The 24,446-nt window shown below is 65.3% G+C and carries 18 protein-coding genes; 15 read left to right on the top strand and 3 right to left on the bottom strand.

Annotated features, from left to right (window positions below; all coding sequences use genetic code 11):
• From ACVOLO_RS14375 to ACVOLO_RS14355, 5 genes are all read left to right on the top strand, one after another.
• On the top strand, positions 1 to 1,517 hold a 1,517-nt coding region (locus ACVOLO_RS14375), incomplete at its 5' end, for a methyl-accepting chemotaxis protein (protein ID WP_481570996.1).
• Between the two features lie 118 nt (positions 1,518 to 1,635).
• A complete protein-coding gene (locus ACVOLO_RS14370; protein ID WP_481570995.1) occupies positions 1,636 to 8,205 on the top strand; it encodes a hybrid sensor histidine kinase/response regulator in 6,570 nt (2,189 codons plus the stop codon).
• Positions 8,192 to 9,583 (top strand): chemotaxis protein CheB, encoded by a 1,392-nt coding sequence (locus ACVOLO_RS14365; protein ID WP_481570994.1) that lies wholly within the window; start codon positions 8,192 to 8,194, stop codon positions 9,581 to 9,583. The genes ACVOLO_RS14370 and ACVOLO_RS14365 overlap by 14 nt, the downstream gene beginning before the upstream one ends.
• A gap of 25 nt (positions 9,584 to 9,608) precedes the next feature.
• A complete protein-coding gene (locus ACVOLO_RS14360; RefSeq protein ID WP_481570993.1) occupies positions 9,609 to 10,082 on the top strand; it encodes a chemotaxis protein CheW in 474 nt (157 codons plus the stop codon).
• Positions 10,083 to 10,253: 171 nt separating this feature from the next.
• On the top strand, positions 10,254 to 10,790 hold the full coding sequence (locus tag ACVOLO_RS14355) for a hypothetical protein (RefSeq protein WP_481570992.1): 537 nt from the start codon (positions 10,254 to 10,256) through the stop codon (positions 10,788 to 10,790).
• A gap of 166 nt (positions 10,791 to 10,956) precedes the next feature.
• On the opposite strand, the gene ACVOLO_RS14350 is transcribed toward ACVOLO_RS14355, so the two are convergent.
• The gene (locus tag ACVOLO_RS14350; RefSeq protein WP_481570991.1) at positions 10,957 to 11,691 is read right to left on the bottom strand and encodes a 16S rRNA (uracil(1498)-N(3))-methyltransferase; all 735 of its coding nucleotides are present in this window, start codon (positions 11,689 to 11,691) and stop codon (positions 10,957 to 10,959) included.
• Between the two features lie 124 nt (positions 11,692 to 11,815).
• On the opposite strand from ACVOLO_RS14350, the gene nudE reads away from it, so the two are divergent.
• The 8 genes from nudE (at position 11,816) to ACVOLO_RS14310 (ending at position 18,047) form a co-directional block, all read left to right on the top strand.
• Entirely contained in the window at positions 11,816 to 12,364 is a 549-nt protein-coding gene (gene nudE, locus ACVOLO_RS14345) for an ADP compounds hydrolase NudE (protein WP_481570990.1), read from the top strand.
• Positions 12,361 to 13,167, top strand: a complete 807-nt coding sequence (cysQ, locus tag ACVOLO_RS14340) for a 3'(2'),5'-bisphosphate nucleotidase CysQ (RefSeq protein ID WP_481570989.1) — start codon at positions 12,361 to 12,363, stop codon at positions 13,165 to 13,167. The genes nudE and cysQ overlap by 4 nt, the downstream gene beginning before the upstream one ends.
• A 75-nt stretch (positions 13,168 to 13,242) precedes the next feature.
• Positions 13,243 to 14,061 carry a nucleoside triphosphate pyrophosphohydrolase gene (gene mazG, locus ACVOLO_RS14335; RefSeq protein WP_481570988.1) on the top strand — a complete coding sequence of 273 codons (819 nt, stop codon included), beginning with the start codon at positions 13,243 to 13,245 and terminating at the stop codon, positions 14,059 to 14,061.
• Positions 14,058 to 14,381 carry a YnfA family protein gene (locus tag ACVOLO_RS14330; RefSeq protein ID WP_481570987.1) on the top strand — a complete coding sequence of 108 codons (324 nt, stop codon included), beginning with the start codon at positions 14,058 to 14,060 and terminating at the stop codon, positions 14,379 to 14,381. Before mazG ends, ACVOLO_RS14330 begins: the two co-directional genes overlap by 4 nt.
• 40 nt (positions 14,382 to 14,421) lie before the next feature.
• On the top strand, positions 14,422 to 14,724 hold the full coding sequence (locus ACVOLO_RS14325) for an Mpo1-like protein (protein WP_481570986.1): 303 nt from the start codon (positions 14,422 to 14,424) through the stop codon (positions 14,722 to 14,724).
• Positions 14,725 to 15,016: 292 nt separating this feature from the next.
• Positions 15,017 to 16,123, top strand: a complete 1,107-nt coding sequence (gene gcvT, locus ACVOLO_RS14320) for a glycine cleavage system aminomethyltransferase GcvT (RefSeq protein ID WP_481570985.1) — start codon at positions 15,017 to 15,019, stop codon at positions 16,121 to 16,123.
• A 91-nt stretch (positions 16,124 to 16,214) separates the two neighbouring features.
• A complete protein-coding gene (gcvH, locus tag ACVOLO_RS14315) occupies positions 16,215 to 16,610 on the top strand; it encodes a glycine cleavage system protein GcvH (RefSeq protein WP_481570984.1) in 396 nt (131 codons plus the stop codon).
• Between the two features lie 654 nt (positions 16,611 to 17,264).
• A complete protein-coding gene (locus ACVOLO_RS14310; RefSeq protein ID WP_481570983.1) occupies positions 17,265 to 18,047 on the top strand; it encodes a hypothetical protein in 783 nt (260 codons plus the stop codon).
• Between the two features lie 486 nt (positions 18,048 to 18,533).
• Here the strand turns inward: ACVOLO_RS14310 and ACVOLO_RS14305 are convergent, their stop codons facing one another.
• The gene (locus ACVOLO_RS14305; protein ID WP_481570982.1) at positions 18,534 to 19,949 is read right to left on the bottom strand and encodes a serine hydrolase domain-containing protein; all 1,416 of its coding nucleotides are present in this window, start codon (positions 19,947 to 19,949) and stop codon (positions 18,534 to 18,536) included.
• Positions 19,950 to 20,028: 79 nt separating this feature from the next.
• Here ACVOLO_RS14305 and ACVOLO_RS14300 point away from each other — a divergent pair, with 79 nt between their 5' ends.
• Positions 20,029 to 20,634 (top strand): LemA family protein, encoded by a 606-nt coding sequence (locus ACVOLO_RS14300; RefSeq protein ID WP_481570981.1) that lies wholly within the window; start codon positions 20,029 to 20,031, stop codon positions 20,632 to 20,634.
• Positions 20,635 to 20,692: 58 nt separating this feature from the next.
• Positions 20,693 to 22,627 carry a M48 family metallopeptidase gene (locus ACVOLO_RS14295; protein ID WP_481570980.1) on the top strand — a complete coding sequence of 645 codons (1,935 nt, stop codon included), beginning with the start codon at positions 20,693 to 20,695 and terminating at the stop codon, positions 22,625 to 22,627.
• Between the two features lie 178 nt (positions 22,628 to 22,805).
• Here ACVOLO_RS14295 and ACVOLO_RS14290 read toward each other — a convergent pair whose 3' ends face one another.
• Entirely contained in the window at positions 22,806 to 24,401 is a 1,596-nt protein-coding gene (locus tag ACVOLO_RS14290; RefSeq protein ID WP_481570979.1) for a GMC family oxidoreductase, read from the bottom strand.
• Positions 24,402 to 24,446: the final 45 nt, after the last annotated feature.

Here is a 24,446-nt window from a genome sequence, read left to right as displayed (position 1 = left end):
GCCTGCAGCAGGTGGTCGTGGCCGGCACCATGGCCCGTCGCGTGACCGAAATCCGCGCCGGTGGCCAGGGCGCCAGCGGCGCCGGCGACGCGCTGGCGCGTGACATGGTGGTGTTCTCGCAGGTGCTCGAAGGCCTGCGTCAGGGCAACGAAGAACTGGGCATCGCGCGGGTGCGCAATGCTGCCGCACAGGTGGCGCTGGAACAATCGGCCAACCAGTGGGCAAAGATGAAGAAGGACGCCGACGCCATCCTGGCCAGCTCGCGCAACCTGTTCGCCGCACAGTCCTCGGCCGCTGCACTGACCCGCGGCTCGGACAAGATGCTGGAAAGCAGCCGCAAGCTGTTTGATGCGTTCTCCGCGTTCGGTTCGGCCCGCGATACCCGCATCTTCCCGAACTTCTGGTGGAGCGTGATCTTCGGCGGCCTGTCGGTGCTGTCGATCATTGGCTTTGTGTGGAGCTCGGTGCGCGGCCGTTCGCGCGAGCAGGAACTGCGTTACCAGACCCAGGTGGAATTCAACAGCCGCAACCAGCAGGCGATCATGCGCTTGCTGGACGAAATCAGCTCGCTGGGTGAAGGCGACCTGACGGTGAAGGCCTCGGTGACCGAGGATATGACCGGCGCCATTGCCGACGCTATCAACTACGCCGTGGACGAGCTGCGCAACCTGGTGACCACCATCAACGACATGTCCGGCAAGGTGGCCGTGTCGGCGCAGGAAACCCAGGCAACGGCGATGCAGCTGGCCGAGGCCGCCGGCCACCAGGCCGACGAAATCACCAGCGCTTCGGAGCGCATCGGCGAAATCGCATCGTCCATTGAGCAGGTCTCGCGCAACTCCACCGAGTCGGCCGAAGTGGCACAGCGCTCGGTGGTCATCGCAACGGAAGGTGCCGGCGTGGTGCGCCAGACCATCCAGGGCATGGACCAGATTCGCGACCAGATCCAGGAAACATCCAAGCGCATCAAGCGCCTGGGCGAGTCTTCGCAGGAAATCGGCTCGATCGTGGAACTGATCAACGACATTTCCGAGCAGACCAACATCCTGGCGTTGAACGCCGCGGTGCAGGCCGCATCGGCCGGTGAAGCCGGTCGCGGTTTTGCTGTGGTGGCCGACGAAGTGCAGCGCCTGGCAGAACGTACCTCCGGTGCAACGCGGCGAATCGAAGGCCTGGTGCAGGCGATTCAGGCCGATACCAACGAAGCCGTTACTTCGATGGAGCAGACCACCGCCGAAGTGGTGTCCGGTGCGCGCCTGGCCGAAGACGCCGGTACCGCACTGACCGAAATCGAACGCGTGTCCAACGCGCTGAACAACTTGATTAAAAACATCTCCATTGCCGCGCACCAGCAGGCCTCGGCTGCAACGGACATCACCCAGACGATGGGCGTGATCCGGCAGATTACCGGCCAGACCTCGCAGGGTGCCGGCCAGACCGCCGATTCGCTGGGCCAGCTGAACCAGCTGGCAGCGGAGCTGCGTCGTTCGGTGGCCGACTTCAAGCTGCCGGCCTGACCGGGCCACGTGCGCTGATGCAGTCGGGGATGCAAAGGAACCAGCAGATGAAGTGTCGTCATAACGCAAAGCAGGGCCGCCCGAACGGCATGCAATTGATGCTGTACAGGGGAGTGCGATGAGTACCTTGCGCGATGCCATGAGCCATGCGGCACTGGGCTGGGTGAAGCCCGAGCTGGACGAGACCCTGCGCCAGGTGCGCAGCGAGGTCGAGAGTTTCGTGGAAGATCCCGGCGACACCAGCCGCATGCGTTTTTGCGCCGGCTATCTGCACCAGGTGCAGGGCACGCTGCGCATGGTCGAGCTGTACGCACCGGCGATGGTGGCCGAGGAGCTGGAGCAGCTGGCCAACGCCGTGCGCGAAGGCACGGTGAGCGACCGCGACGAAGCCTGCGGCACCTTGATGCGCGGCACCGTGTTGCTGCCGGATTACCTGGAGCGCCTGCAGAACGGGCATCGCGACATTCCGATCGTGCTGTTGCCGCTGCTCAATGAAATCCGCGCCGCACGCGGTGCCGAAGGCATCAATGAGAGCGTGCTGCTGGCCTTCAACCCGGATGCCAGCAACGCCACGCCCGATGAGCTTGAACACGCCCGCGGCAGCCTGAGCGGGCGCAACCGTGAACTGCTCGATACGGTGGGCAGTGCGGTCAAGGAAGAACTGATGCGCATCAAGGATGCGCTGGACCTGCATGTACGCACCGGCGGCAACCCTGCCGACCTGCAGGTGCAGGTGGCCGAACTGGGCGCCGTTGCCGACACGCTTGGCGTGATGGGGCTGGGCGTTGCACGGGATATCGTCGGCCAGCAGCGCGATGCGCTGCGCGACGTGGTGGCCGGCAGCCGCACCATCGATGACAACCTGCTGTTGGATATCGCCGGTGCGTTGCTGTACGTGGACGCCTCGCTTGACGACCAGGTTGAACACCTGGGGGCCAGCAGCAGCGGCGAAGATGACGCCGGCGCGGTCGAAACACGGCGCACGGTGGAAGTGCTTGCGCACGAGGCCATCGCCAACTTCACTGCGGCGCGTGAATCGTTTGTCGCCTTCATCGAAACCAACTGGGACCACCAGCGCCTGGTCGAAGTGCCGCGCCTGCTGGAGGAAGTCAGCGGCGCACTGCGCATGCTGGAAATCCCGGAACCGGCCGGCTATCTGCAGGCCGTGCGCCAGTACATCCAGGCCGAGTTGATCGAGCGCCAGCGCGTACCCAGCGGTCGCCAGCTCGATACCCTGGCCGATGCGATGGCCAGCCTGGAGTACTACCTCGAAGCGCTGCGCGACCGTCGCCCGGGCCGCGAGGAAATCCTCGACATCACCCGCACCAGCCTGGAAACCCTGCGCTACTGGCCGCTGCCGTCCGCGGCGGCGTCTGCCGAAATAGTTGCTGGGCAGAAAACTGCCGCTGTCCTCGATGGTGCAGCCGGTATCACTGAATTGCAGCAGTCGGCGCCGCTGGCCGAGGTGTCGGAGGTGGCTGCTGTCACGCCGCCGCCGTTGCCTCCGTTGGCCGAAGCGCCGGCAGCGCCGGGCGCCGAGATTCCACTGGTGTTTGGGGCGGCGATCAACGCCAGGCCCGCAGCTGCCGTGCCCGAAGCGGCGCCGGAAATCACGCTGGAGCCGCTGGCATTTGACCCGGTTGCCGCTGAAGACGCGGTGACAAGCGACACCAGCTACAGCGTGGCACCGATCGCACTGGAAGGCTTTGAGCACGCCGCTGCAGGCGACGACTTCACCCCGTCTGCGCCGCTCAGCTTTGATCCGGTCACCGCCGAGCAGGACATTTCTCCGGCCGCATCGGTCGATGTCTACACCTTCGACAGCAGTGCGCTGGAGCTGGATGTCGTCGACGAGCCGGTTGCCGTATCGCAGTCCGCGGTCTCCTACGATTTCGACCTGCCCACCGCAGACGCCTTTTTCGAGCCGACGCTCGAAGCCCAGCCGCCAGCGCTTGGCGAGGCGACAGTGGCGGCTGCATCGCCGGATTGGCAACTGGACGCCGCGCCGTTGGAAGACGCCGCGCTGGAACCGCAGGTGCCTGCGGTCGCAGTCTCCAGCAACGCTGCCGATGATCATGAGCAGGCGACGAGCGATCTCGACGCCGAGACGGCCGCGTTCATGGCCGAGCTTGATGCCGCATCCGAGTCGTTCAATGCCGTCGCCGTTGCAGAGGCCAAGGAGCCGGTGGCCGAGGTCGCATTGGCACACGCCGCGAGCGCGGTGCCATTTGCCGGTGCCGCCACGCACCAGCTGGAAGGTGGCTTCATCGACAACGGCGATGCCATCGACCAGGACATCCGCGACGTCTTCATTGAAGAGTTCGACGAAGAGTTGGTGAACCTGGGCGGCTTGCTGCCGGCATGGCGCGCTGCGCCGGGTAATGCCGAACGCCTGCGTCCGGTACGCCGTGTGTTCCACACGCTCAAGGGCAGTGGCCGCCTGGTGGGTGCGCGCACCCTGGGCGAGTTCAGCTGGAAGATCGAAAGCATGCTCAACCGCGTGCTTGATGGCAGCCGGCCGGCCAGCCCGGCGGTGGTGGCCATGGTCAACCAGGCCTACGACGTGCTGCCCGAGCTCAATGCCGCCCTGCGCGGCAACGGTGCAATCCAGTCTGATCTGATCGCGATGCAGGACGTGGCTGAGCGTGTTGCTGCCGGCGAGGAAGCGTTCCACATCGTGGGCGCGTCGCAGGTTCCGGCAGCCGCTGCCGAACCCGCAAGTGACAACGCCGAAAGCTCTGTGCTGAGCGATGAGCGTGGCACGCCCGCGTCGGTGGACAGCGTGCTGCGCGAGATTCTGGAGGCCGAAATCGGCGTTCACCTGGAAACGGTGAACCAGTGGCTGGCGCAATCACAAGTACAGCCGCAACCGGCATCCGAAGAATTGCTGCGCGCGGTGCACACCATGAGTGGCGCCTTTGCGATGACGGATGTGCCGGTGATCACCGGCATCACCACGCCGGCCGAATCCTTCGTGAAGCGTTCGCTGGCTGCGGGCATCACCCCGACGGCCAACGGCGTGGGTGCATTGGCGCAGATGGCGGTGGCGGTAAGTGGCACGATCACCGCGCTGCGTGAGCCGTCGCCCCGCATCCCCGCATTCCCGGGGGTGGCCGAGCGTCTGCAGGCGCTGGCCGACGCGCTGCCCGATGCAAAGTGGCCGCCGATGGCGATGGACGAAGACCTGGCATTTGCCGCAGTCGCGCCCGAATTCGATGCCGAACCTGTGGCCGCAGCCGTGGAAGAAGGGCCCAAGGCCGAGCTGGAGGGCGTGGAGGATCTGTCGGCCTACTTCGACCCTGCGCTGATCCAGGACACGCTGGGCGATCTGCCTTCGTTCCTGTCCGAGCCGGTGGACGCTGTGGCGCCGCATGCGCCCGCGTTCCTTGAGGTGACCGATGTTGCCGCGCCGCTGGAAGACACGGCCGAGGTGTTGTCGGTGGAAGGGCTCGACGCCGGCGACTCTGCGCTTCAGCTGGATGCCGCCGAAGCGCTGGAAGCATCGCCTGTGCCGGTACCGCTGGCCGACGAAATCGCGGTCGAGGAATTCAACTTCGTCGCTGCGGCGCCGGAAAGCGTTGACGAGGTCTCCGCCGCTGCCATTGCCGCCGATGACGTCACACGCGATGACGCAGCCATCGGGCTGGAACCGGAAGCTGGCGAGTTTGTCCTTGCGCTCGATGAAGCCGCGGACAGCAGCGCCGATCAGGGCGCGGATGTGGATGCGGTCGTCGAGGACGACCAAGCCGCCGCTGCAACGTTTGCCGTGGTGGAAGAAGACAACGCCGAAATGCTGCCTGAGGCAGCTGCGACGGAGGCCGAATCGGCTGAAGCTGCAGAGGTTGCTGAAGCAACGCATGAGCAGGCAGTCGAGGATGCCGACGCTGGCGTCCAGGCGCCTGAGCTCGCGGCTGCCGAATCTGCGGCCGATGACAGGGCCGAGGAAGCTGGTGATCTGGATGTTGTCACGGACGCTGAAGCGCCGATGGCAGCAAGCGATGCCAACGCTGTGGAAACAGCCGTCGAGCCGCCGCAGTCGCTCGTGGAAGAAGCGGCCATCGCGGACGAGCCCGCAGGCGTACAGGCCCCGGTCGAAGCCTCCGAGCTGGTGGAATTCTCTGCTGATGCGTCCATTGCGGTGAACACCGAGGCCGCGCAGGACGAAATCAAAGCGCCTGCCGACGTCGAGGCCGAACCGGAAACAATCCACGTGTCGGTCGAGCCGGCGAAGATCGAACTGGCGCCGTTGACCGCGCCGCTGCCGGACGAGGCCGCACAGCCGGTGACCGCACCGCTGGTCACCCAGTTCGACGATGGCCCGCTGGACTTCAGCGAGCTGGATCGCGAGCTGGTCGACATCTTTGTCGAGGAAGGCAAGGACCTGCTGGACCATTGCGATGGTCTGGTCAGCGAACTGCGAAACGCGCCGGAGGACCGCGAGGCACTGGCGGGTCTGCAGCGCGATCTGCACACCCTGAAGGGTGGTGCACGCATGGCCGGCATCAACGCCATCGGCGACCTTGGCCACAACATCGAATCGCTGCTGGAAGCGGTGGCGGCCAACCGCACCGAGATGACCCGCGGCGATGTGCAATTGCTGGAGCGCGGGTTTGATCGCCTGCACCAGTTGTTGCTGCGTACCGGCGAACACCGTGCGGTGCAGATGCCGGTTGATCTGCTGGAGGCCTTTGAACTGCGCACCGAGGGCCGCGCAGAAGCTGCCGATGCGCTGGTCACCGCTTCGGTTCCCGCGCCGGCGCAGGACAACACCGTGCAGCCGCCGGCCGCCGTGGTGCCGCAGCCCCTGGTTGCCAACGAACCGTTGTCCGCGCCGCTGCTGGAAGAACAGGCCGGCGACGAGGACGGTTCACCGCGTGGGCAGGAACAGGTGCGCGTGCGCGCCGACCTGCTCGACAGCCTGGTCAACCACGCCGGTGAAGTGGCGATCTACCGTTCGCGCCTGGAACAGCAGCTCGGTGCCTTCCGTGGCGCCATGGCCGAACTGGACCGCACCAACGCGCGTCTGCGCGACCAGCTGCGCCGCCTGGATCTGGAAACCGAAGCGCAGATCGTCGCCCGTTACCGCCGCGAGCATGAGCAGGCCGACCAGACCTTCGATCCGCTGGAACTGGACCGCTTCTCCACGCTGCAACAGCTGAGCCGCGCGTTGAACGAATCGGCGGCCGACTTGGGCGGTCTGCAGGGCGTGCTGGATGACCTCTCGCGCAACTACGACGTGTTGCTGCAACAGCAGTCGCGCGTCAGTTCGGAACTGCAGGATGGCCTGATGCGTGCGCGCATGGTGCCGTTCGATGGGCTGGTGCCGCGCCTGCGTCGCGTGGTGCGCCAGGCCGCGCAGGAAACCGAAAAGCAGGTGCACCTGAAGCTGGAAGGCACGCACGGCGAACTGGATCGCAATGTGCTCGACCGCATGGTCGCGCCGCTGGAACACATGCTGCGCAACTCCGTGGCCCATGGTCTGGAATTGCCGGCCGCCCGTGCCGAGGCCGGCAAGGCGGAAGAAGGCGAGATCACCCTGCGCCTGCGTCGCGAAGGTTCGGAAATCGTGCTGGAAGTTGGTGACGATGGCGCCGGCCTGGACCGCGAGGCGATCCGTCGCCGCGCCGAGCAGCGTGGCCTGTTGTCGGCTGACGACCTGCTCGAAGACGCGCAGCTGGATCAGATGATCTTTGCTTCGGGTTTCAGCACCAGCGAGCAGGTCAGCCAGTTGGCTGGCCGTGGCGTGGGCATGGACGTGGTGCGCAACGAAGTCCGGCAGCTGGGCGGCTCGGTGGACATCCGTTCGGTACGCGGCCAGGGCGCAACGTTCACCCTGCGCCTGCCGCAGACGCTGGCCGTCACCCAGGCCGTGTTCGTGCGTATCGGCGAGACCACCTATGCCGTGCCGGTGGCATCGGTCAGCGGTATCGGCCGCATCTCGCGCGATCGTTTCGAGGCCGGTCAGGGCAGCTACCACTACAACGGTGAAGACTTCGCCCTGTACAACCTGGGCGCACTGGTTGGCCAGGCCGCCGCCAAGGCGGAAGGTCAGGCCGAAATCCCGCTGCTGCTGGTGCGCTCGGGCGACCTGCGTGCCGCGGTGGCCATCGACCAGGTGCTGGGCAACCGCGAAATCGTGGTCAAGCCGGTGGGCCTGCAAATCGCCTCGGTGCCGGGTATCTACGGCGCAACCATCACTGGCGAAGGCAACGTGGTGGTGATCCTGGACGTGGCACCGCTGGTGCGTCGTCACCTGGCCCAGCCGCAGCAGCCGGTCGAAACCACGGCAGTCACGCAGCAACGCCATGTGCCGCTGGTGATGGTGGTCGACGATTCGTTGACCATGCGCAAGGTCACCGGCCGCGTGCTGGAGCGCCACAACTTTGAAGTCGCGGTAGCCCGCGACGGCATCGAGGCGCTGGAACAGCTGGAAGAGCGCGTGCCCGACCTGATGCTGCTGGATATCGAAATGCCGCGCATGGACGGCTACGAGTTGGCCACGGCAATGCGTGCCGATGCCCGCTACAAGGATGTGCCGATCGTGATGATCACCTCGCGCAGCGGCGACAAGCACCGCCAACGCGCTTTCGAGATTGGCGTGCAGCGCTACCTCGGCAAGCCGTATCAGGAGCTGGACCTGATGCGTAATGTTTACGACCTGCTGGGGATTGCACGTGCACGCGACTGATGATTCGGCCAAGCCGGTAGCTTTGTTGGCCCGCGCCGGCGCGGCGCGTGATCGCCTGCGCGAAGCCGTGGCTGCCGCTGGCGGCCGCATCGTGCTGGAAGAAGATCCCAACGCGCTGGATGCGGCAGTGTTCGACGCGGCTGCACCGCAGGTGGTGCTGGTGGCGCTGGAACCGGCAGTGGAAGACGCCCTGGAGCGCCTGGAAACCGTGCTGGAAGCACCGCACCTGAGCCTGATGTTTGAAGAGGCTGAACTGGCTGCGCGCCGTGAAGGCTGGGAAGCGCAGCGCTGGATCCGCCATCTGGCAGCCAAGCTGCAGGGCCATCACAACGTGTTGCCGCCCGGTTCGGAGAGTGAGCAACTGGACGCAGCCAGCGTTGCAACGCCAGAGCCTGCGCCGGAGTTGGAGCCGCAGCCGCAGCCGGTATGGGAGGCGCCCGCGCCAGCGCGTGATACGCCATTGAATTTTGAGCTGGAAGAAGCGGCATCCGTGCTGAGTGGTTGGCAGCCGGACACGCAGCGTCAGGTGCCGGCGACCGCCGATGCACCCGTGGAAGTGATGGATTTTGAACAGCTGATCTCCGCGGCGGTTCCCGATGCCACGCCCGTCCTGGAAACCGCGCCCAGCGCAGCGGTGCCGCCGCCGTTGCCGGAACTTTCGCCCGATGCCGTTTCCATCGAGGACGCCGACACGGCGCCCAAGGCAGCCGGCGATTTCCACAGCTGGTCGCTGGTGGAAGACGACGGTTACACCGAAGCGCCGGTGGCGGTGGACGTGGAGAAGGAACAGGCACCGGCGTTGGCCAGCCTGCTCACCCGGGATTTCTCGCTGGTGGAAATCGATGGCGATGCCGCGGACGTGACGGGCGCGGTGTTGCTGCTGGCCGGTATCGGCGGCCCCGACGCGGTGCGTCGCGTGCTGGCCGGCCTGCCGGAAGATTTCCAGCGCCCGGTGCTGGTGCAACTGCGTCTGGATGGCGGCCGCTACGCCAACCTGGTCAAGCAGATGGCACGGGCCACGGTGTTGCCGGTGGCGCTGGCCGATGCCGGGCAGCCGCTGCAGGCGGGCAACGTCTACATCCTGCCCGATGCAATGGGCCTGGAGCTGTCAGAGGCTGGCCTGAGCTTCAGTGCCGGGCAGAGCGAGCTGCTGTCGATCATGCCGCCGGCCCGCAGCGCGGTGATGATGCTCAGTGGTGCCGACGTGGCCCTGGTGCCGCAGGTGCTTGAATTTGCCGGCAAGGGCGGCTGGGTGGCCGGGCAGATCGGCGAGGGTTGCTATGACCCTGCCGCCGCCAGCCAACTGGCCGTGGCCGGCCTCGCCGCAGGCGACCCGGAATATCTGGTGGCGGAACTGGCCGTGCAGTGCGCCGGCTGATACCGCCCCGATCAAGGAACAGACGATGAGCTATGCAACCAACGACGAAGTACGTGGCGTCCTGATCCAGTCCGGCAACGAGCGCGTGCTGCTGCCCAACGCCACCGTGGCCGAAATGATGTCGCGCGTGCCCGTGGAGCCCATTGCCAACGCCCCGCACTGGCTGATCGGACAGATTGCCTGGCATGGCTGGAGCGTGCCGCTGTTGTCCTACGCCGGCCTGAGTGGGCATGGCCACGAAACGGTGACCACCAACAACAAGGTGGTCGTGCTCAAGGCGCTGGGTGGCAACCCGGACCTGCCGTACTTCGCACTGCTGACGCAGACCTTCCCGCAACTGATCGCGGTGCCGCGCGACGGCCTGCTGGCCGACGCCTCGGAAGAAAGCCTGCCTGCCGGCGTGCACATGCGCGTGCTGCTGGGTGAGCAGAGCGCGCTGCTGCCGGACCTGGATGCGATTGAAAGCGCGGTTGTCAGTGCATTGGCCACCGCGGCCTGACCCTGCCAGCGGCCGCTCCGGGTTTCCGCCGGCCTTCGGCGGGAACAGCCGAAGCACGCGCGTCGGCGGGCGCTGCCAGCAACTTGGTCCGTTTTCCTCCCTGCAATTGAATGCCGGCAGCCCGGCAGGCACCATCGGCGGCCTGTCTGCGGGAAAGCAACGGAGTGCGGAATGCAACGCTGCGCCAAGGCGTCCAAACGTTTGCCAGGGTCAGCCAGCTTGGTTGGCCTGTGCTGGGTGGTGATGCTGCCGTTGCTGGCGGCTTGCTCGGCTCAACAGGAGCCGGCCGGTGCCGCTTCGGAGCACATCTCGCTTGAGCAGGCGCTGGAGGGGTTCAGCAATTGCCGCCTGCACGGCTTTTACCGCGATGGCGACCCGCCGGAGCCGGTCAGCCCGTATTTTCGCCAGCGCGGCCTGCTGACCCCGTGCGAAATCGATGATGTGGCCGAAATCGCCTACTTCTGCGTCAACGACAACTTTCATGGGTTGCCGGTTGATCGCATAGAAATGCCATCGTCAACGGCGGCCTTTTCACAGGGCCTGCATTTTGCGGTGCCGGTGGAACAGGCACGCGCCGTGCTGCGGGCGACGCTTGGCAGCGAGTTTGCCCGGAGCGCCGCTTCGGACGAAGGCAATGCACCGGAGCTTGTGGAAATTCCGGGCGATCCGCAGCGCTCGGCGCTGCTGTGCATCCAGCCGTTCGGCTGATCGGCAAACAGAACCACGGTTGAAGCCATTCCCTTGAAGCACCTTGCGCGCGGGAAGGCAGGGGCTTTGCGAAGCGTGGGTTCGCGGCCTTATGAACACGCAAGGACTGGGACGGGAAGATCGATGTGGGCTCAATGACAAGCGGCAGGATCTTTCCGGCTGCCGCCTACAGATCTCCCAGCCGCGCCTGCAATGCCGCCACGGCAGCCAGCCCCGCGGTTTCCGTGCGCAGGATGCGTGGCCCCAGTTGCAGGCCCTGGAAGCCCGCCTCGGCCAGCTGCTGGCGGTCACGCGGTGACCAGCCGCCTTCAGGCCCGATGGCGATCACCACGCCGTTGGCCGGTGCCGCTGACAGTGAGGCCAACCGATGTTCGCCCATCGGGTCCAGGGTCAGGCGCAGGGTCTGTTCCGGCAAGGCCGCTGCTGCTGTTGCCAGTGATTGTGGTGCGCTGATAGCGGGAATACGGGCGCGGCCGGATTGACCGCAGGCCGAACCGACCACGTTGCGCCAGTGGGCGATGCGCTTTTCGGCACGGGCTGCGTCCAGTTTCACTTCGGTGCGCTCGGCGTTGACCGGGATGATGGCGCTGACCCCCAGCTCGGTGGCCTTCTGCAGGATCAGGTCCATCTTTTCGCCGCGTGCGATGCCCTGCAGCAGGGTGATCGGCAGCGGTGATTCGTTGTCCACGGCGTGCGCGGTGTCGATCCGCACCAGCACTTCGCGTTTGCTGACAACGGTGATGCTGGCGCTGTAGTCGTGGCCGTCACCGTTGAACAACACGCAGCCGTCGCCCTCGCGCAGGCGCATTACCCGTACCAGATGATTGGCCGCTTCTTCCGGCAACGGCAGGGTCTGGCCCACGTTGAGCGGCAGTTCGATGGGGCAACGGGTCAGGCGCATGCGAAGGTCTCGGTAGGGCGGGGCGGCGGGGGGCGGGCCGGGTCTGCTAGCATTTCGGGCTCATGAGAACGTATCAGCCAATGCGCATTCTATCGGTCGTCTGCATTCTTGCCGGGGGCGACGCATGACCCGCCCGCTGCCGTTGATTCACAAAATCGTGGAAGAACAGATGGGTCCGTTCCGTCAGGAACAGCTGGACCTGGAGTTTTCCAACGGCGAGCGCCGGCACTTCCAGCGCCTGGTCAGTGGCGGGCATGGCGCGGTGGTGGTGGTGCCGATGCTCGATGACGAAACCGTGCTGCTGGTGCGCGAGTACGCCGCCGGCCTGCACCGCTACGAACTGGGCCTGGTGAAAGGGCGCATCGATGCCGGGGAGAACCCGGTGCAGGCCGCCGACCGCGAGCTCAAGGAAGAGGCCGGCTACGGCGCCCGGCAACTGGATGTGCTGCGCATGCTGACCTTGGCGCCGACCTACATGAGCCACCAGTCGTGGCTGGTGTTGGCGCGTGACCTGTACCCCGAGCGCCTGCCCGGCGACGAGCCGGAGGAGCTGGAAGTGATCCCATGGAAGCTGGCGGACCTGGACAAACTGATGCTGCGCGAAGATTTCTCCGAAGGCCGTTCACTGGCGGCACTTTTCATAGCCCGTGAGTGGCTGGGGGGCCAGCGATGAGCCACCTGGATGCAGCAGTGCGCGAGCGGGTGATCGCCATCGCCGAACAGGCCGGTGCGGCGATCATGCAGGTCTACGGCAGCGGCTTCGATATCGAACACAAGGCTGACGACAGCCCGGTGACCACCGCCGACCTGGCCGCGCACCGGGTGATCGTGCAGGGTCTGTCGCAGCTGACCCCGGATATCCCGGTGCTGTCGGAAGAATCGGCACAGGTGGCGTGGGAAACCCGTCGCCAGTGGCAGCGGTATTGGTTGGTGGATCCGCTCGACGGCACCCGCGAATTCATCAAGCGCAATGGCGAGTTCAGCGTGAACATCGCATTGATCGACAACGGCGTCTCCGTGTTTGGTGTGGTGCAGGCGCCGGTGACCGGGCTGGTCTGGCATGCCGAGCGCGGTGCTGCGGCGTACCGTCGAGATGGCCAGCAGCAGGATGCGATCCGCACCCGCGTGCCGCCGGCAGTGCCGCTGCGGGTGGCCGCCAGCCGCTCGCACCGCAGCGAACGCACTGCCACCTTGTTGGCACGGATGGGCGAGATCGAACTGGTCGCACAGGGCTCCTCACTGAAGTTCTGCCGCATTGCCGAAGGCACCTTGGACGTGTATCCGCGCCTGGGGCCGACCAGTGAATGGGATACCGCCGCAGGGCAGTGCGTGCTCGAAGCCGCCGGCGGGGTCGTGCTGGCTGCCGATACCGGGCAGCCGTTCCGGTACAACCAGCGGCCGCGTCTGCTCAATGGTGATTTCGTCGCCCTCGGCGACGCAACGCTGCCGTGGCAGGACTGGGTGAGCGGGCTGTAAGCCGGGTTGTCATGGATTGCGTGTATTCAAGACGTCGGCAGCAGCCGATGCATTGTTGATGAGGGTGAAGTGGCCATGTCCGAGTTGAACGATATCCAGTCGCTGTTGAAGATCATGGCGCGCCTGCGTGACCCAAACGGTGGCTGCCCGTGGGACCTGGAGCAGGACTTCGCCAGCATTGCCCCGTACACGGTGGAGGAGGCCTACGAAGTGGCCGACGCCATCGATCGCAACGACATGGCCGACCTGAAGGATGAACTGGGCGATCTGCTGCTGCAGGTGGTGTTCCATGCGCAGATGGCCAGCGAGCAGGGCGCCTTTGATTTCGGCGACGTGGTGGCTTCGATCAACGACAAGATGATCCGCCGCCACCCGCATATCTTTGGCGATGCCGAAGCTGGTGACGCCGATGAAGTCCTGCTCAACTGGGACGCCATCAAGCGCGGCGAACGCGCTGCCAAGGGCGAACAGGACAGCTCCGCGCTGGCCGGCATCTCGCGTGGCCTGCCCGAATGGCTGCGCGCCACCAAGCTGCAATCGCGTGCGGCCCGCACCGGCTTTGACTGGCCCGATGCAGCGCCGGTGCTGGACAAGCTGCGCGAGGAAATTGACGAAGTGCAGGCCGAATTCGAGGCCGCGCCGCTGGCCGACAACCAGGCGCGGCTGCAGGAGGAACTGGGTGACGTGCTGTTCGTCGTCGCCAACCTTGCGCGTCATGCCAAGGTTGATGTCGGCACCGCACTGCGCCAGGCCAACCACAAGTTCGAGCGTCGCTTCCGGGCAATGGAAGCCTTGGCGACGGCGCAGGGCAGTGACATGGCGGGGCTGACGCTGGAGCAGCAGGAAGCACTGTGGCAGTCGGTCAAGCGCGACGAGAAAACGGTCGCGTCATGAAGACCGCATTGCTGTTCCTGGTGACCGCACTGGCGGAGATCATCGGCTGCTATCTGCCGTGGCTGTGGCTGCGCAAGCAGGGCAGCCCCTGGTTGCTGGTGCCGGCCGCAGCCAGCCTGGCGCTGTTCGCATGGTTGCTGACCCTGCATCCCACCGCGACCGGCCGCGTCTATGCGGCTTACGGCGGCGTGTATGTCTGTGTGGCGCTGCTGTGGCTGTGGCTGGTGGATTCGGTCAAACCTTCGCGCTGGGACCTGCTCGGCGGTGGCCTGTGCCTGCTCGGCATGGCCGTGATCATGTTCGCGCCGCGCAGCAACTGAAGGTCGTATCCTGCGCCCTGCTTACCCGGGAGCAGAGGCCATGGCACGGTTCAGCAGTTTCCGTCAGTTCTATCCCTGTTACCTGCAGGAACATCGCAACCGGGTGAGCCGGCGGCTGCATTTCATCGGCAGCTGGGGCGTGCTTGCGTGTGTGGCGATGGCGCTCTGGCAACGCAGCGGTGCATGGCTGCTGGCGGCACTGTTCTGCGGTTATGGGTTTGCCTGGGTCGGGCATTTTTTCTTCGAGAAGAACCGGCCGGCGACCTTCAGGCACCCGTTCTATTCATTTGCTGGCGACTGGGTGATGTTCGTCGACATCCTGCGTGGCCGCGTCACGATCTGATCCGCCATCCCGGCAGCGTAGGAGCGGCCTCGGACGCGAAGCCGGCTGCAGTCCATCGGCAATCACAAAGACAGCTGACATGCCGTGGAGGGGCGTGGATGGCATCGGGCGTGCAAAGGGCGGCGCCGCGCAGTGGGATGCCCAGTGGCAGCCGCGTGCGGGTGATTGCGGTGGACGGTACGGCCTTGAAAGTCCAGCAGGCCTGACCTGACTGCGGCCCCGTGTGGCGGTGCCGCAGGTTTTAGCCGTAACCATCTGGGATAATGGCGCACCCTTTTTTAGTGGAACGGCCATGACCCTGAAAACCCTGCTCAACGAAACCCACCGCTCGCTCGGCGCCAAGATGGTCGACTTCGGCGGTTGGGACATGCCGATCCATTACGGCTCGCAGATCGATGAGCATCATGTGGTGCGCAATGCCGCCGGCATGTTCGACGTCAGCCACATGACCGTGGTGGACCTGAAGGGCGCGCGCACCCGCGAGTTCCTGCGCCAACTGCTGGCCAACTCCATCGACAAGGTCAAGGTCACCGGCAAGGCACTTTACTCGTGCATGCTCAACGCACAGGGTGGGGTGATCGACGACTTGATCGTCTACTTCCTGGGCGATGATTTCTTCCGCATGGTGGTCAACGCCTCCACCCGCGAAAAAGACCTGGCCTGGATCCGCCAGCATGCTGCCGCGTTCGATGTGGAAGTGATTGAGCGCGAAGACCTGGCCATCATTGCCGTGCAGGGGCCGCAGGCGCGCGCGCTGGTCGCCGGGCTGGTTGCCGAATCCGACCGTGCCGCACTGGACAAGCTGGGCCGCTTTGCGGCGCTGGATGTCAGCTCCGCCGATGGCGTGCCGCTGTTCGTCGCGCGTACCGGCTACACCGGCGAGGATGGTTACGAAGTGCTGCTGCCGCAAGCCAATGTCATCACCTTCTGGAATGCCTTGCTTGCTGCGGGCGTCAAGCCGGCGGGCCTGGGCGCGCGTGACACGCTGCGTCTGGAAGCGGGCATGAATCTTTACGGCCAGGACATGGACGAGGCCGTCAGCCCATACGAAGCCGCGCTGTCCTGGACGGTGTCACTGGACGAGGGACGTGCCTTCATCGGCCGTGCCGTGCTGGAAGCACAGAAGGCTGCCGGCAACGCACGCCAGATGATCGGCGTGGTGATGGACGACAAGGGCGTGCTGCGCCATGGGCAGAAGGTGCTCACCGCCAATGGCGAAGGCGAGATCCTGTCCGGCACGTTCTCGCCGACGCTGGGCAAGGCCATCGCCTTCGCCCGCGTGCCGGCCGGTGAACCGGGCAACGTGCGCGTGGACATCCGTGGCAAGGAAGTGCCGGTGCGCGTGGTGAAGTTCCCGTTCGTACGCGATGGCCAGGCGCAGGCCGGCATCAACCTCTGACTGTTTGCAAGGCCGGGCGCAGGCGCTACCCTTCGCCCGGTTCGTTAAACTAGCGTTCCATCCCGACCACCGCTTTTTCCGGAGCAGTTCCATGAGCGAGATCCCAGGCGACCTCAAATTCCTCAAGTCCCACGAGTGGGCCCGTGCCGAAGGCAATGGCCGCGTCACCGTTGGTATTTCCGACCATGCCCAGGGCTTGCTGGGCGACCTGGTCTACGTCGAGTTGCCGGCAGTCGGTGACACCGTGCAGGCCGGCAACGGCGCTGCCGTGGTCGAGTCGGTGAAGGCCGCATCGGACGTCTACAGCCCGGTGTCCGGCACCGTGGTCGAAGTCAACGAAGCGGTGACCGACAAGCCGGAAACCATCAACGAAGATGCCTACGGCGACGGCTGGCTGTTCGTGGTCGAGCTTTCCGAGCCGGAGCAGTTGAATGATCTGCTGGGCCCGGACGATTACGCCCAGGTGCTGGAAGACGACGAGCACTGAGTTCTCCGTGCTGGAGAAAACGGCCACCTCCGGTGGCCGTTTTTTTTTGCCCGCCGGCAGCGGCGCGAAGCATGGGTGCGATGCATGTGCCGGTGGCGATTGCCGGGTGACTGCGTTGCACCTTCAGCGCGCGAACGATGTCATCGCCGTGTGATGAAAACGATGGGTACAGCGCACGCCAAGCGCACTGCCAACCACGCGCGGGGCGGTGCACGCATGGCAGGCGGCCATGCCGGAGCGCGGAAACGGTGCAAAAAATTCTGCGCAAAATGATCGTCGTGCACCGCAATGCATGACCGGCGGATGAAATATTTTCTTGGCCTGGCATGCCGTGTTCCGGTGCCGCGGCCGGGATGGAAACACGACGCGCGCAGCTACGTTTCAATACACCACGACTTCGGCGCAATGAAAGAAAAGTGCGTTTTCCTCGACGTTTTTTTGCATTCGTGTTTTTGTCGAGTGCTTTGGCATGGCAGGAATGGGTACGGTCACCCGCCCATAACCTGTTGGGAACGAGCAGGCAGCCTGGCGCCTTCCTGAAAAAAAAATCACGCAGACTGTTGACAGTAAAAAAAACCGTGATTAGGTTTCGCCCAGCAGACCTTTCCTGCGGAAGCGAGTGAGCCGAATCAACATTCAGACGCGAAGCACAACTTGGACGTCCGCCAGGATCTCTTTAATGGTGGATCAGGACTCGCTTCCTTCCGCGAAACACCCCCCCGAATCAGACATGGCACCCGTAGCGGGAACCGTTGCGGGTGTTTCTGTATCCGTCACGACGCGCAGGACGCGTCGTCGGTCCTCCGCGGCTCGCCGCGGATTTGCTTCAACTGGGCATTTCAATTCCATAGATCACTGACGAGGAACCATCCCATGGCCACGAAAAAAGCTGCTAAAAAGCCGGCCGCCAAAAAGGCGGTCAAGAAAGTTGCCAAGAAAGCTGCTGTGAAGAAGGTCGCCAAGAAGGCAACCGCCAAGAAGGCAGTGAAGAAGGTCGCCAAGAAGGCAACTGCCAAGAAGGCAGTGAAGAAGGTTGCCAAGAAGGCAACTGCCAAGAAGGCAGTGAAGAAGACCGCAAAGAAGGCTGCTGCCAAGAAGACCGTCAAGAAGGCTGCGGCCAAGAAGACCGTCAAGAAGGCCGCCAAGAAGACTGCCAAGAAGGCAGTGAAGAAGACCGTCAAGAAGGCTGCGGCCAAGAAGACCGTCAAAAAGGCTGCCAAGAAGGTAGCCAAGAAGGCTACTGCCAAGAAGACCGTCAAGAAGGCTGCCAAGAAAGTAGCCAAGAAGGCTGCTGCCAAGAAGACCGTCAAGAAGGCTGCGGCCAAGAAGACTGTCAAGAAGGCCGTGAAGAAGGTTGCCGCGAAGAAGAAGCCGGCTGCTCGCAAGAAGAAGGCCGCTCCGGTCGCGCTGCCGGCTACCCCGGCGCCGCTGATCTGATCCAGCGCCAATAGCTGCACCTGAAACTCCTTCCCCGACTGCCCAGCGGGGAGGGAGTTTTTTTATGCGCCGATGGTGCTGTCGACTGCTCGGGTTGCCGGGGCAGTCTGGTGCGTTGCGCCGCCATGCAGGGTGAGGGCCGGCACGTAGTGGCGAGCCATGTTTGGCCGCTGCCTTGCCGAGAGCGGATCACCGCAAGTGCGCAGTTGCTCTCCTCCCCACTTGGAGGCGGAGCAGGCCGGCAGGAAGAAAAGTGGTGAGTGCAAAGCTTGGTTTGCCCAGGCAGTCGCACGCTTGCTCTTCTCCCTTCCGAACCGCTCTCCTGCAAGGGGAGCGGCTTGATGCGGGAACTCAAGGTTATCTATCTTCGGCGCTGCGTGGCCGTGCTGTGCCGTTGTTCTTCCATGCCGGCGGTACGTTTGCCTGCCGGATATGCAAAGGGCGGCCAGTGGCCGCCCTTTGCTTGCATCATCAACCGGCGCCTGCTCAGCGTGGCGAGGCCACTGCGCGATCCGACGATGCGCCCTTTTTGCCGCCGCGTGCCGGTGCGGCGTCCTCGGCCATCAGGTTGTCGCTGCCGAAGTCGGTGTCCACGTCGAGCCAGCGCTGGCTGGGCAGGCCGATGGCGCGGTCAAGGATGGTCGGCATCAGTCCGGAAGGCAGGCTGCTTTCGCCGTTCCACATCACCGCAATGCCGAGGTCGCGTTCGGGCAGCAATGCCACCAGGCCGCGATAGCCCTGCACGGCACCGGCATGGAACACCACGGAATGGCCGGAGTAATCGAACACGCGCCAGCCCAGTGCATAGCCAGCCGAATCCAGGCGCTGGTGACGCCAGCCCGAGCGCATCTCGCCCGGCGTGCTGACCAGCGGCGCATGCAGCGTAGCCAGCAACGGTGCCGGCAACACATCGGGGCGATGGCCGGTCTGGGCGAGCAGCCACTGCGCCATGTCGCTGGCGCTGGCATTGACACCCGCCGCCGGTGCAACGCGGTAGTAAGTGGGCTTGGGCGTCAGCGACACCCAGCCGTTGCGGCTGCGCACATGCGGCCGTGCCCAACGCGAGCTGGCCTGGATGCCGGCCAGGCCAAGGCTGGCATCGTCCATGCCCAGCGGCTTGAGCAGGCGCTTTTCCACCGCCTGCTCGTAGAAGTTGCCGGAGGCGGCAAACACCACGTCGCCGATCAGGCTGAAGGCCACGTTCTGGTAGGCGTAGCAATCGCCCGGCTCGCACTTGAGCGGGGCGCTGGCCAGCTTCCGGGTGAGCGTGTAGTAGTCGGCGTTGGCTTCCACGTCGCGATCGTAGGCGTTGTACGGCAAGCCCACGCGGTGGCTGAGTACATCGGCGACGGTCAGCCGGTTGGTGGCCTCAGGGCTGGCCAATTGGAAGCCCGGTACGTAATCGGTGACCTTGCTGTCCCAGCGCAGCGTGCCGTCGTTGACCAGCAGGCCGGCCATGGTGCCGGCGAAGGCCTTGGACAGCGACGCCAGGCGAAACACGGTATGGGCATCAACCGGCTGCGGGTTGCTGATGTCGGTAACGCCGTAGCCGCGTGCGGACAGGATGCGCCCGTTCTGGACGATGGCCATGGCCATGCCCGGGACGCGGTTGCCGTAGGTCAGCTGTTCGGCCAGCGACTCGATGGCAGCCACGTTGAATTCGGCAGGCAGCGGCTGTACCTGGTCCGGACGCAGCGCTACCCGGTAGGGCATCGGCTGGGTGGGCGACTGGGTCGGGGCGTTTTCCAGGTTGACTGGAAATGCGGCGGCGGCCGGTGCGGCAGTGGGCAGGCCCGCCTGGGCCGGCGTCTGCGCGGTCGATGACAATGCAAAGGGCATCAACACCCCCAGCAACCCCGATGCCACCGGACGGATGCGCCGGCGTCTGCTGTTGTCTTTCATCGTGATCCGTGCCTGTAAGCTACTGCTGGAATGGATTCTAGCGCTGCTTTTTACGATTGCACAAACGGGGAGAGGATGAATGGGCATCACGTTGATATTTCTTGTTTTTCTTGTGGTGGTTATCGCAGTTATGGGCGTGGGGATCGGCATCTATAACGGGCTGGTGCGTTCCCGCAATTCATACAAGAACGCATTTGCCCAGATCGACGTGCAATTGCAGCGCCGTTTTGACCTGATCCCCAACCTGGTGGAGACCGCCAAGGCCTACATGGGCCACGAGCGGCAGACGCTGGAGGCGGTGATTGCCGCCCGCAGTGCGGCGCAGTCAGGTCTGGCCGCGGCCAAGGCCGACCCGGGTGATGCAGCGGCGATGGCGCAGCTGGCTGCCTCGCAAGGGCAGTTGAACAGCGTGCTGGGGCGGTTGATGGCGGTGGCCGAGGCCTACCCGGAGCTGAAGGCCAACCAGAACATGATGCAGTTGAGCGAAGAACTGGCCAGCACCGAGAACCGCGTCGCGTTCGCCCGGCAGGCCTACAACGATGCGGTGATGGGCTACAACAATCGGCGCGAGACGTTCCCGGCCAATGTGTTGGCCGGCATGTTCAATTTCACCACTGCCGCCTTGCTGGATATTCCGCTGGAGAAGCGTGAGCAGGTGCGTGAGGCACCCAGGGTTCAGTTCTGAAGCGCGCTGGATCGGCGTTGCGCGCACTGCACCGGCTGGCGGCAGCAGGGGGAAGGGGATGAATTTCTTTGAACACCAGGCACAGGCGCGGCGGAATTCGGCGCGCCTGTTGCTGCTGTTCGCGGTGGCGGTGATCGCCATCGTCGCGGTGGTGGACGTAATGGTGCTGCTGTTCATCAGCCGCAGCCCGCAGGCGATGCTGTGGTCGAGCGTACTGACCCTGGCGGTGATCAGCCTGGCCTCGCTGTACCGCATCTCCAGCCTGCGCGGCGGTGGTGAAGTGGTGGCGGTGCAGATGGGCGGCACCGAAGTGCCCGCCAGCAGCAGCGACCCTGCATTGCGGCGGCTGCGCAATGTGGTGGAGGAAATTGCGATTGCCTCCGGCGTGCCGATGCCGCGTCTGTATGTGCTGGAACAGGAACCGGGCATCAATGCATTCGCGGCGGGCTACTCGCCGGCCGACGCTGCCATCGCGGTCACGCGCGGCACGCTGGAGCGGCTCAATCGTGACGAGTTGCAGGGCGTGATCGCCCACGAGTTCAGCCACATCCTCAACGGTGACATGCGCCTGAACATCCGCCTGATGGGCGTGCTGTTCGGCATTTTGATGATCAGCGTGATCGGCCGGCGTGTGCTGCTGCACATGGGCACCGGCGCGCGTGGGCGCGGTGGGCGAAGCCTGGGTCCGGTAGTGGCGTTGCTGGTGGCCGGCGTCGTGGCAATTGCCATCGGCAGCATCGGCGTGTTCTTCGGCCGCTTGATCAAGGCGGCGGTGTCACGCCAGCGCGAACTGCTGGCCGATGCATCGGCGGTGCAGTTCACCCGGCAGACGCAGGGCCTGGCCGGCGCCTTGAAGAAGATTGGTGGTTTGCCGGACGGCTCGTATCTGGGCAATCGCGCCGATGCCGAGGAAGTCAGCCACATGTTGTTCGGCGAAGGCCTGGGTTTTTCGCGCTGGTTCGCCACGCATCCGCCCCTGCTTGAACGCATCCAGCGGCTGCAGCCCTCCTTCCGCGCCTCACACTTGCAGGCGCTGCGTGGCAATTGGTTGGCGACGCCGCCCGATGGTCTGGCCGAAGACCGCGCCCTGGGCCTGGCCGCGCATTACGCGCCGAGTGTGGATGCGCGGGTGCCAACGGCGCTGCCCGGCACGCCGTACACCGTGCGGGTGGATCCTGCGCAGGTCGCCGCACAGGTGGCGGCACCGGCCGACGATGATTATCAGCAGGCGGTGCGGTTGGCCGGCAGCCTGCCGCAGGCCTTGCGCGAACACGCACGCGACCGTGAAGCCGCGCCTGCGCTGTTGCTGGCGCTGTTGCTCGATGCCGATGCAACGGTGGCGGCAGGCCAGCGCGAGGCCGTCCAGGCGCAACTGGGCGCGTTGCAGGCGCAACGCATGCAGGAGCTGGCCGCCGGTCCGCTGCGTGGCCTGCACGCGGCGCTGCGGCTGCCGCTGGCCTCCTTGGCCTTCCCGACATTGCGCAGCTTGCCGCGACCACAGCTGCAGGCCTTCGTGCAGTGCATCGATACGCTCAGCCATGCCGATGGCCGCATTTCGTTGTTCGAGTACTGCCTGTCGCGCTTGTTGCGGGTGCAGGTGCAGGCGGCGTTGGCGCCGTCAAAACATCTGCACTTCGGTCGCCGCAAAGTGGTTGGCGTGCGCCAGGAGTTCGCCACCTTGCTGGCGGTGGTGGCGCGTGCGGGCAACCCGGGTGATGAAGCCGGTGCGCGCCGTGCCTATCTGGCCGGGCTGCAGCGCATCCTGCCGCAGGATCACCTGCCGTATGCGCCGCCGGCCAACGGTGTGCTGGCATTGGATGCGGTGTGGGAGCCGCTGGATGCACTGGATCCGCTGGCCAAGCAACTGCTGGTTGAATCGGTGACTGCCACCATCAGCCACAACCAGCGCGTCAACGTGGCCGAAGCCGAGCTGCTGCGCACCCTCTGCGCGACGCTGCATTGCCCGCTGCCGGCGTCGCTTCAGGTGCATTGAACGTGCTGGAGCAGGAGTGCCGAGCCATGCTCGGCAAGGGCTTTACTAGGAGTACAGCAGCGGAGCATGGCTCCGCTCTACATGAGAAGTCTGCACGGTGCCAACGAGGCCCACGTAGTGCCGAGCCATGCTCGGCAAGGGCTTTGCCCGCAATACAGCAGCGGAGCATGGCGCTGCGCTACAACATCCCGCTGTTGAGAATCAGGCTGGCCGCGCGCTCGGCAATCATGATGGTCGGTGCGTTGGTGTTGCCGCTGGGCAGGGCCGGCATTACCGAAGCGTCGATCACGCGCAGGCCCTCGATGCCACGCACCCGCAGTTGCGGGTCAACCACGGCGCTGTCATCGCTGCCCATGCGGCAGGTGCCGATCGGGTGGTAGATGGTTTCGGCCTTGGCGCGGATGAAGGCTTCCAGGCCGGCGTCGTCCAGGTTGTCGTGCTCGGGGAGCAGGGGCGCTTTGCGCCAGGGGGCGAACGCCGGTTGCTGCAGGATGTCGCGGCTCAGGCGTGCGGCCTCGATCATCATCTTCAGGTCAAAGCCCTCGGCATCGCTCAGATAATTGGCGTGGATGCGTGCCGGTGCCTGTGGCTCATTGCTGGACAGGGCGATGTGGCCACGGCTGCGCGGGTGCAGGTAGCAGGCGTGCAGGGTGTAGCCGTCGCCGGGAAGACGGTGGCGGCCATGGTTGTCGAGCATGGCCGGAACAAAGTGGAACTGGATGTCGGCGCGTTCGTCCGGGGCGAAACGCGAGCGCACGAAACCGCCGGCCTCGGCCACATTGCTGGTGCCGGCGCCGCGGCGGCCGCGCAGGAAGTAGTCCAAGCCGATCTTCAGCTCGCTGAGACGGTCGTAGCTGACGCCGGGCACGGTGCGGTAGAGCGTGCAGATGTCCAGGTGATCCTGCAGGTTGCTGCCCACGCCGGGTTGGTCGAGCTGCACGTCAATGCCGTGACCGCGCAGGTGATCGGCCGGGCCAATGCCGGACAGCATCAGCAGTTGCGGCGAATTGATCGCCCCGGCACTGAGCAGCACTTCGCGCGTGGCCTGCAGGTGTTGGCGTTGGCCGCCCGCACGCAGCACCACGCCGCTCGCGCGGCCGTTGTCGATCTGAACCCGCTCGACCACGGCGCCGGTAAACACCTGCAGATTCGCGCGCTGGCGCACCGGCGCCAGATAGGCAGCAGCCGACGAGCAGCGCGCGCCGTCCTTTTGAGTGACCTGATAAAGGCCAACGCCTTCATGCCGGGGGCCGTTGAAGTCGTCGTTGCGCGCATGCCCGGCCTGCTGTCCGGCGGCGATGAAGGCGTGGCTGAGCGGGTTGGTGTGGCGCAGGTCGCTGACCTGCAACGGGCCGGCGTCGCCATGCAGTGCATCGGCACCGCGCGCATTGCCTTCGCTGTGGCGAAACCACGGCAGCACGCTGTCCCAATCCCAGCCGGTGGCGCCGGCCTGCGCCCAGCGGTCGTAGTCGCCGGGCACGCCGCGCACGTAGCACATGGCGTTGATCGAACTGGAGCCGCCCAGCACCTTGCCGCGTGGCCACCACAACCGGCGCTGGTTCAAGGCCGGCTCCGGCTCGGTGTCGTAGCTCCAGTTGAGCCGGCGGTTGTTGACCAGCCGGGCAATGCCGGCGGGCATGTGGATGAAGGGGTGCCAGTCACGCGGCCCGGCTTCTATCAGCAACACCCGCAGCTGCGGGTCGGCGCTGAGCCGGTTGGCCAGGACGCAGCCGGCGGATCCGGCGCCGACGATGATGTAGTCGAAATCCTTCACGGCATCTCCCTTTTGATGCGTTGGAGGATAGAACGGCGTGTTGTT

Source organism: Stenotrophomonas sp. STEN056 (genome assembly GCF_056759635.1).
This window is presented reverse-complemented; position numbering and strand designations above follow the sequence as displayed.

What these genes read in the sequence shown, in the direction of transcription:
- ACVOLO_RS14370 (WP_481570995.1), top strand. Translation starts at nt 1,636, where the DNA reads ATGAGTACCTTGCGCGATGCCATGAGCCATGCGGCACTGGGCTGGGTG.
- ACVOLO_RS14360 (WP_481570993.1), top strand. Translation starts at nt 9,609, where the DNA reads ATGAGCTATGCAACCAACGACGAAGTACGTGGCGTCCTGATCCAGTCC.
- ACVOLO_RS14355 (WP_481570992.1), top strand. Translation starts at nt 10,254, where the DNA reads ATGCAACGCTGCGCCAAGGCGTCCAAACGTTTGCCAGGGTCAGCCAGC.
- ACVOLO_RS14350 (WP_481570991.1), bottom strand. Translation starts at nt 11,691, where the DNA reads ATGCGCCTGACCCGTTGCCCCATCGAACTGCCGCTCAACGTGGGCCAG.
- nudE (WP_481570990.1), top strand. Translation starts at nt 11,816, where the DNA reads ATGACCCGCCCGCTGCCGTTGATTCACAAAATCGTGGAAGAACAGATG.
- cysQ (WP_481570989.1), top strand. Translation starts at nt 12,361, where the DNA reads ATGAGCCACCTGGATGCAGCAGTGCGCGAGCGGGTGATCGCCATCGCC.
- mazG (WP_481570988.1), top strand. Translation starts at nt 13,243, where the DNA reads ATGTCCGAGTTGAACGATATCCAGTCGCTGTTGAAGATCATGGCGCGC.
- ACVOLO_RS14330 (WP_481570987.1), top strand. Translation starts at nt 14,058, where the DNA reads ATGAAGACCGCATTGCTGTTCCTGGTGACCGCACTGGCGGAGATCATC.
- ACVOLO_RS14325 (WP_481570986.1), top strand. Translation starts at nt 14,422, where the DNA reads ATGGCACGGTTCAGCAGTTTCCGTCAGTTCTATCCCTGTTACCTGCAG.
- gcvT (WP_481570985.1), top strand. Translation starts at nt 15,017, where the DNA reads ATGACCCTGAAAACCCTGCTCAACGAAACCCACCGCTCGCTCGGCGCC.
- gcvH (WP_481570984.1), top strand. Translation starts at nt 16,215, where the DNA reads ATGAGCGAGATCCCAGGCGACCTCAAATTCCTCAAGTCCCACGAGTGG.
- ACVOLO_RS14305 (WP_481570982.1), bottom strand. Translation starts at nt 19,949, where the DNA reads ATGAAAGACAACAGCAGACGCCGGCGCATCCGTCCGGTGGCATCGGGG.
- ACVOLO_RS14300 (WP_481570981.1), top strand. Translation starts at nt 20,029, where the DNA reads ATGGGCATCACGTTGATATTTCTTGTTTTTCTTGTGGTGGTTATCGCA.
- ACVOLO_RS14295 (WP_481570980.1), top strand. Translation starts at nt 20,693, where the DNA reads ATGAATTTCTTTGAACACCAGGCACAGGCGCGGCGGAATTCGGCGCGC.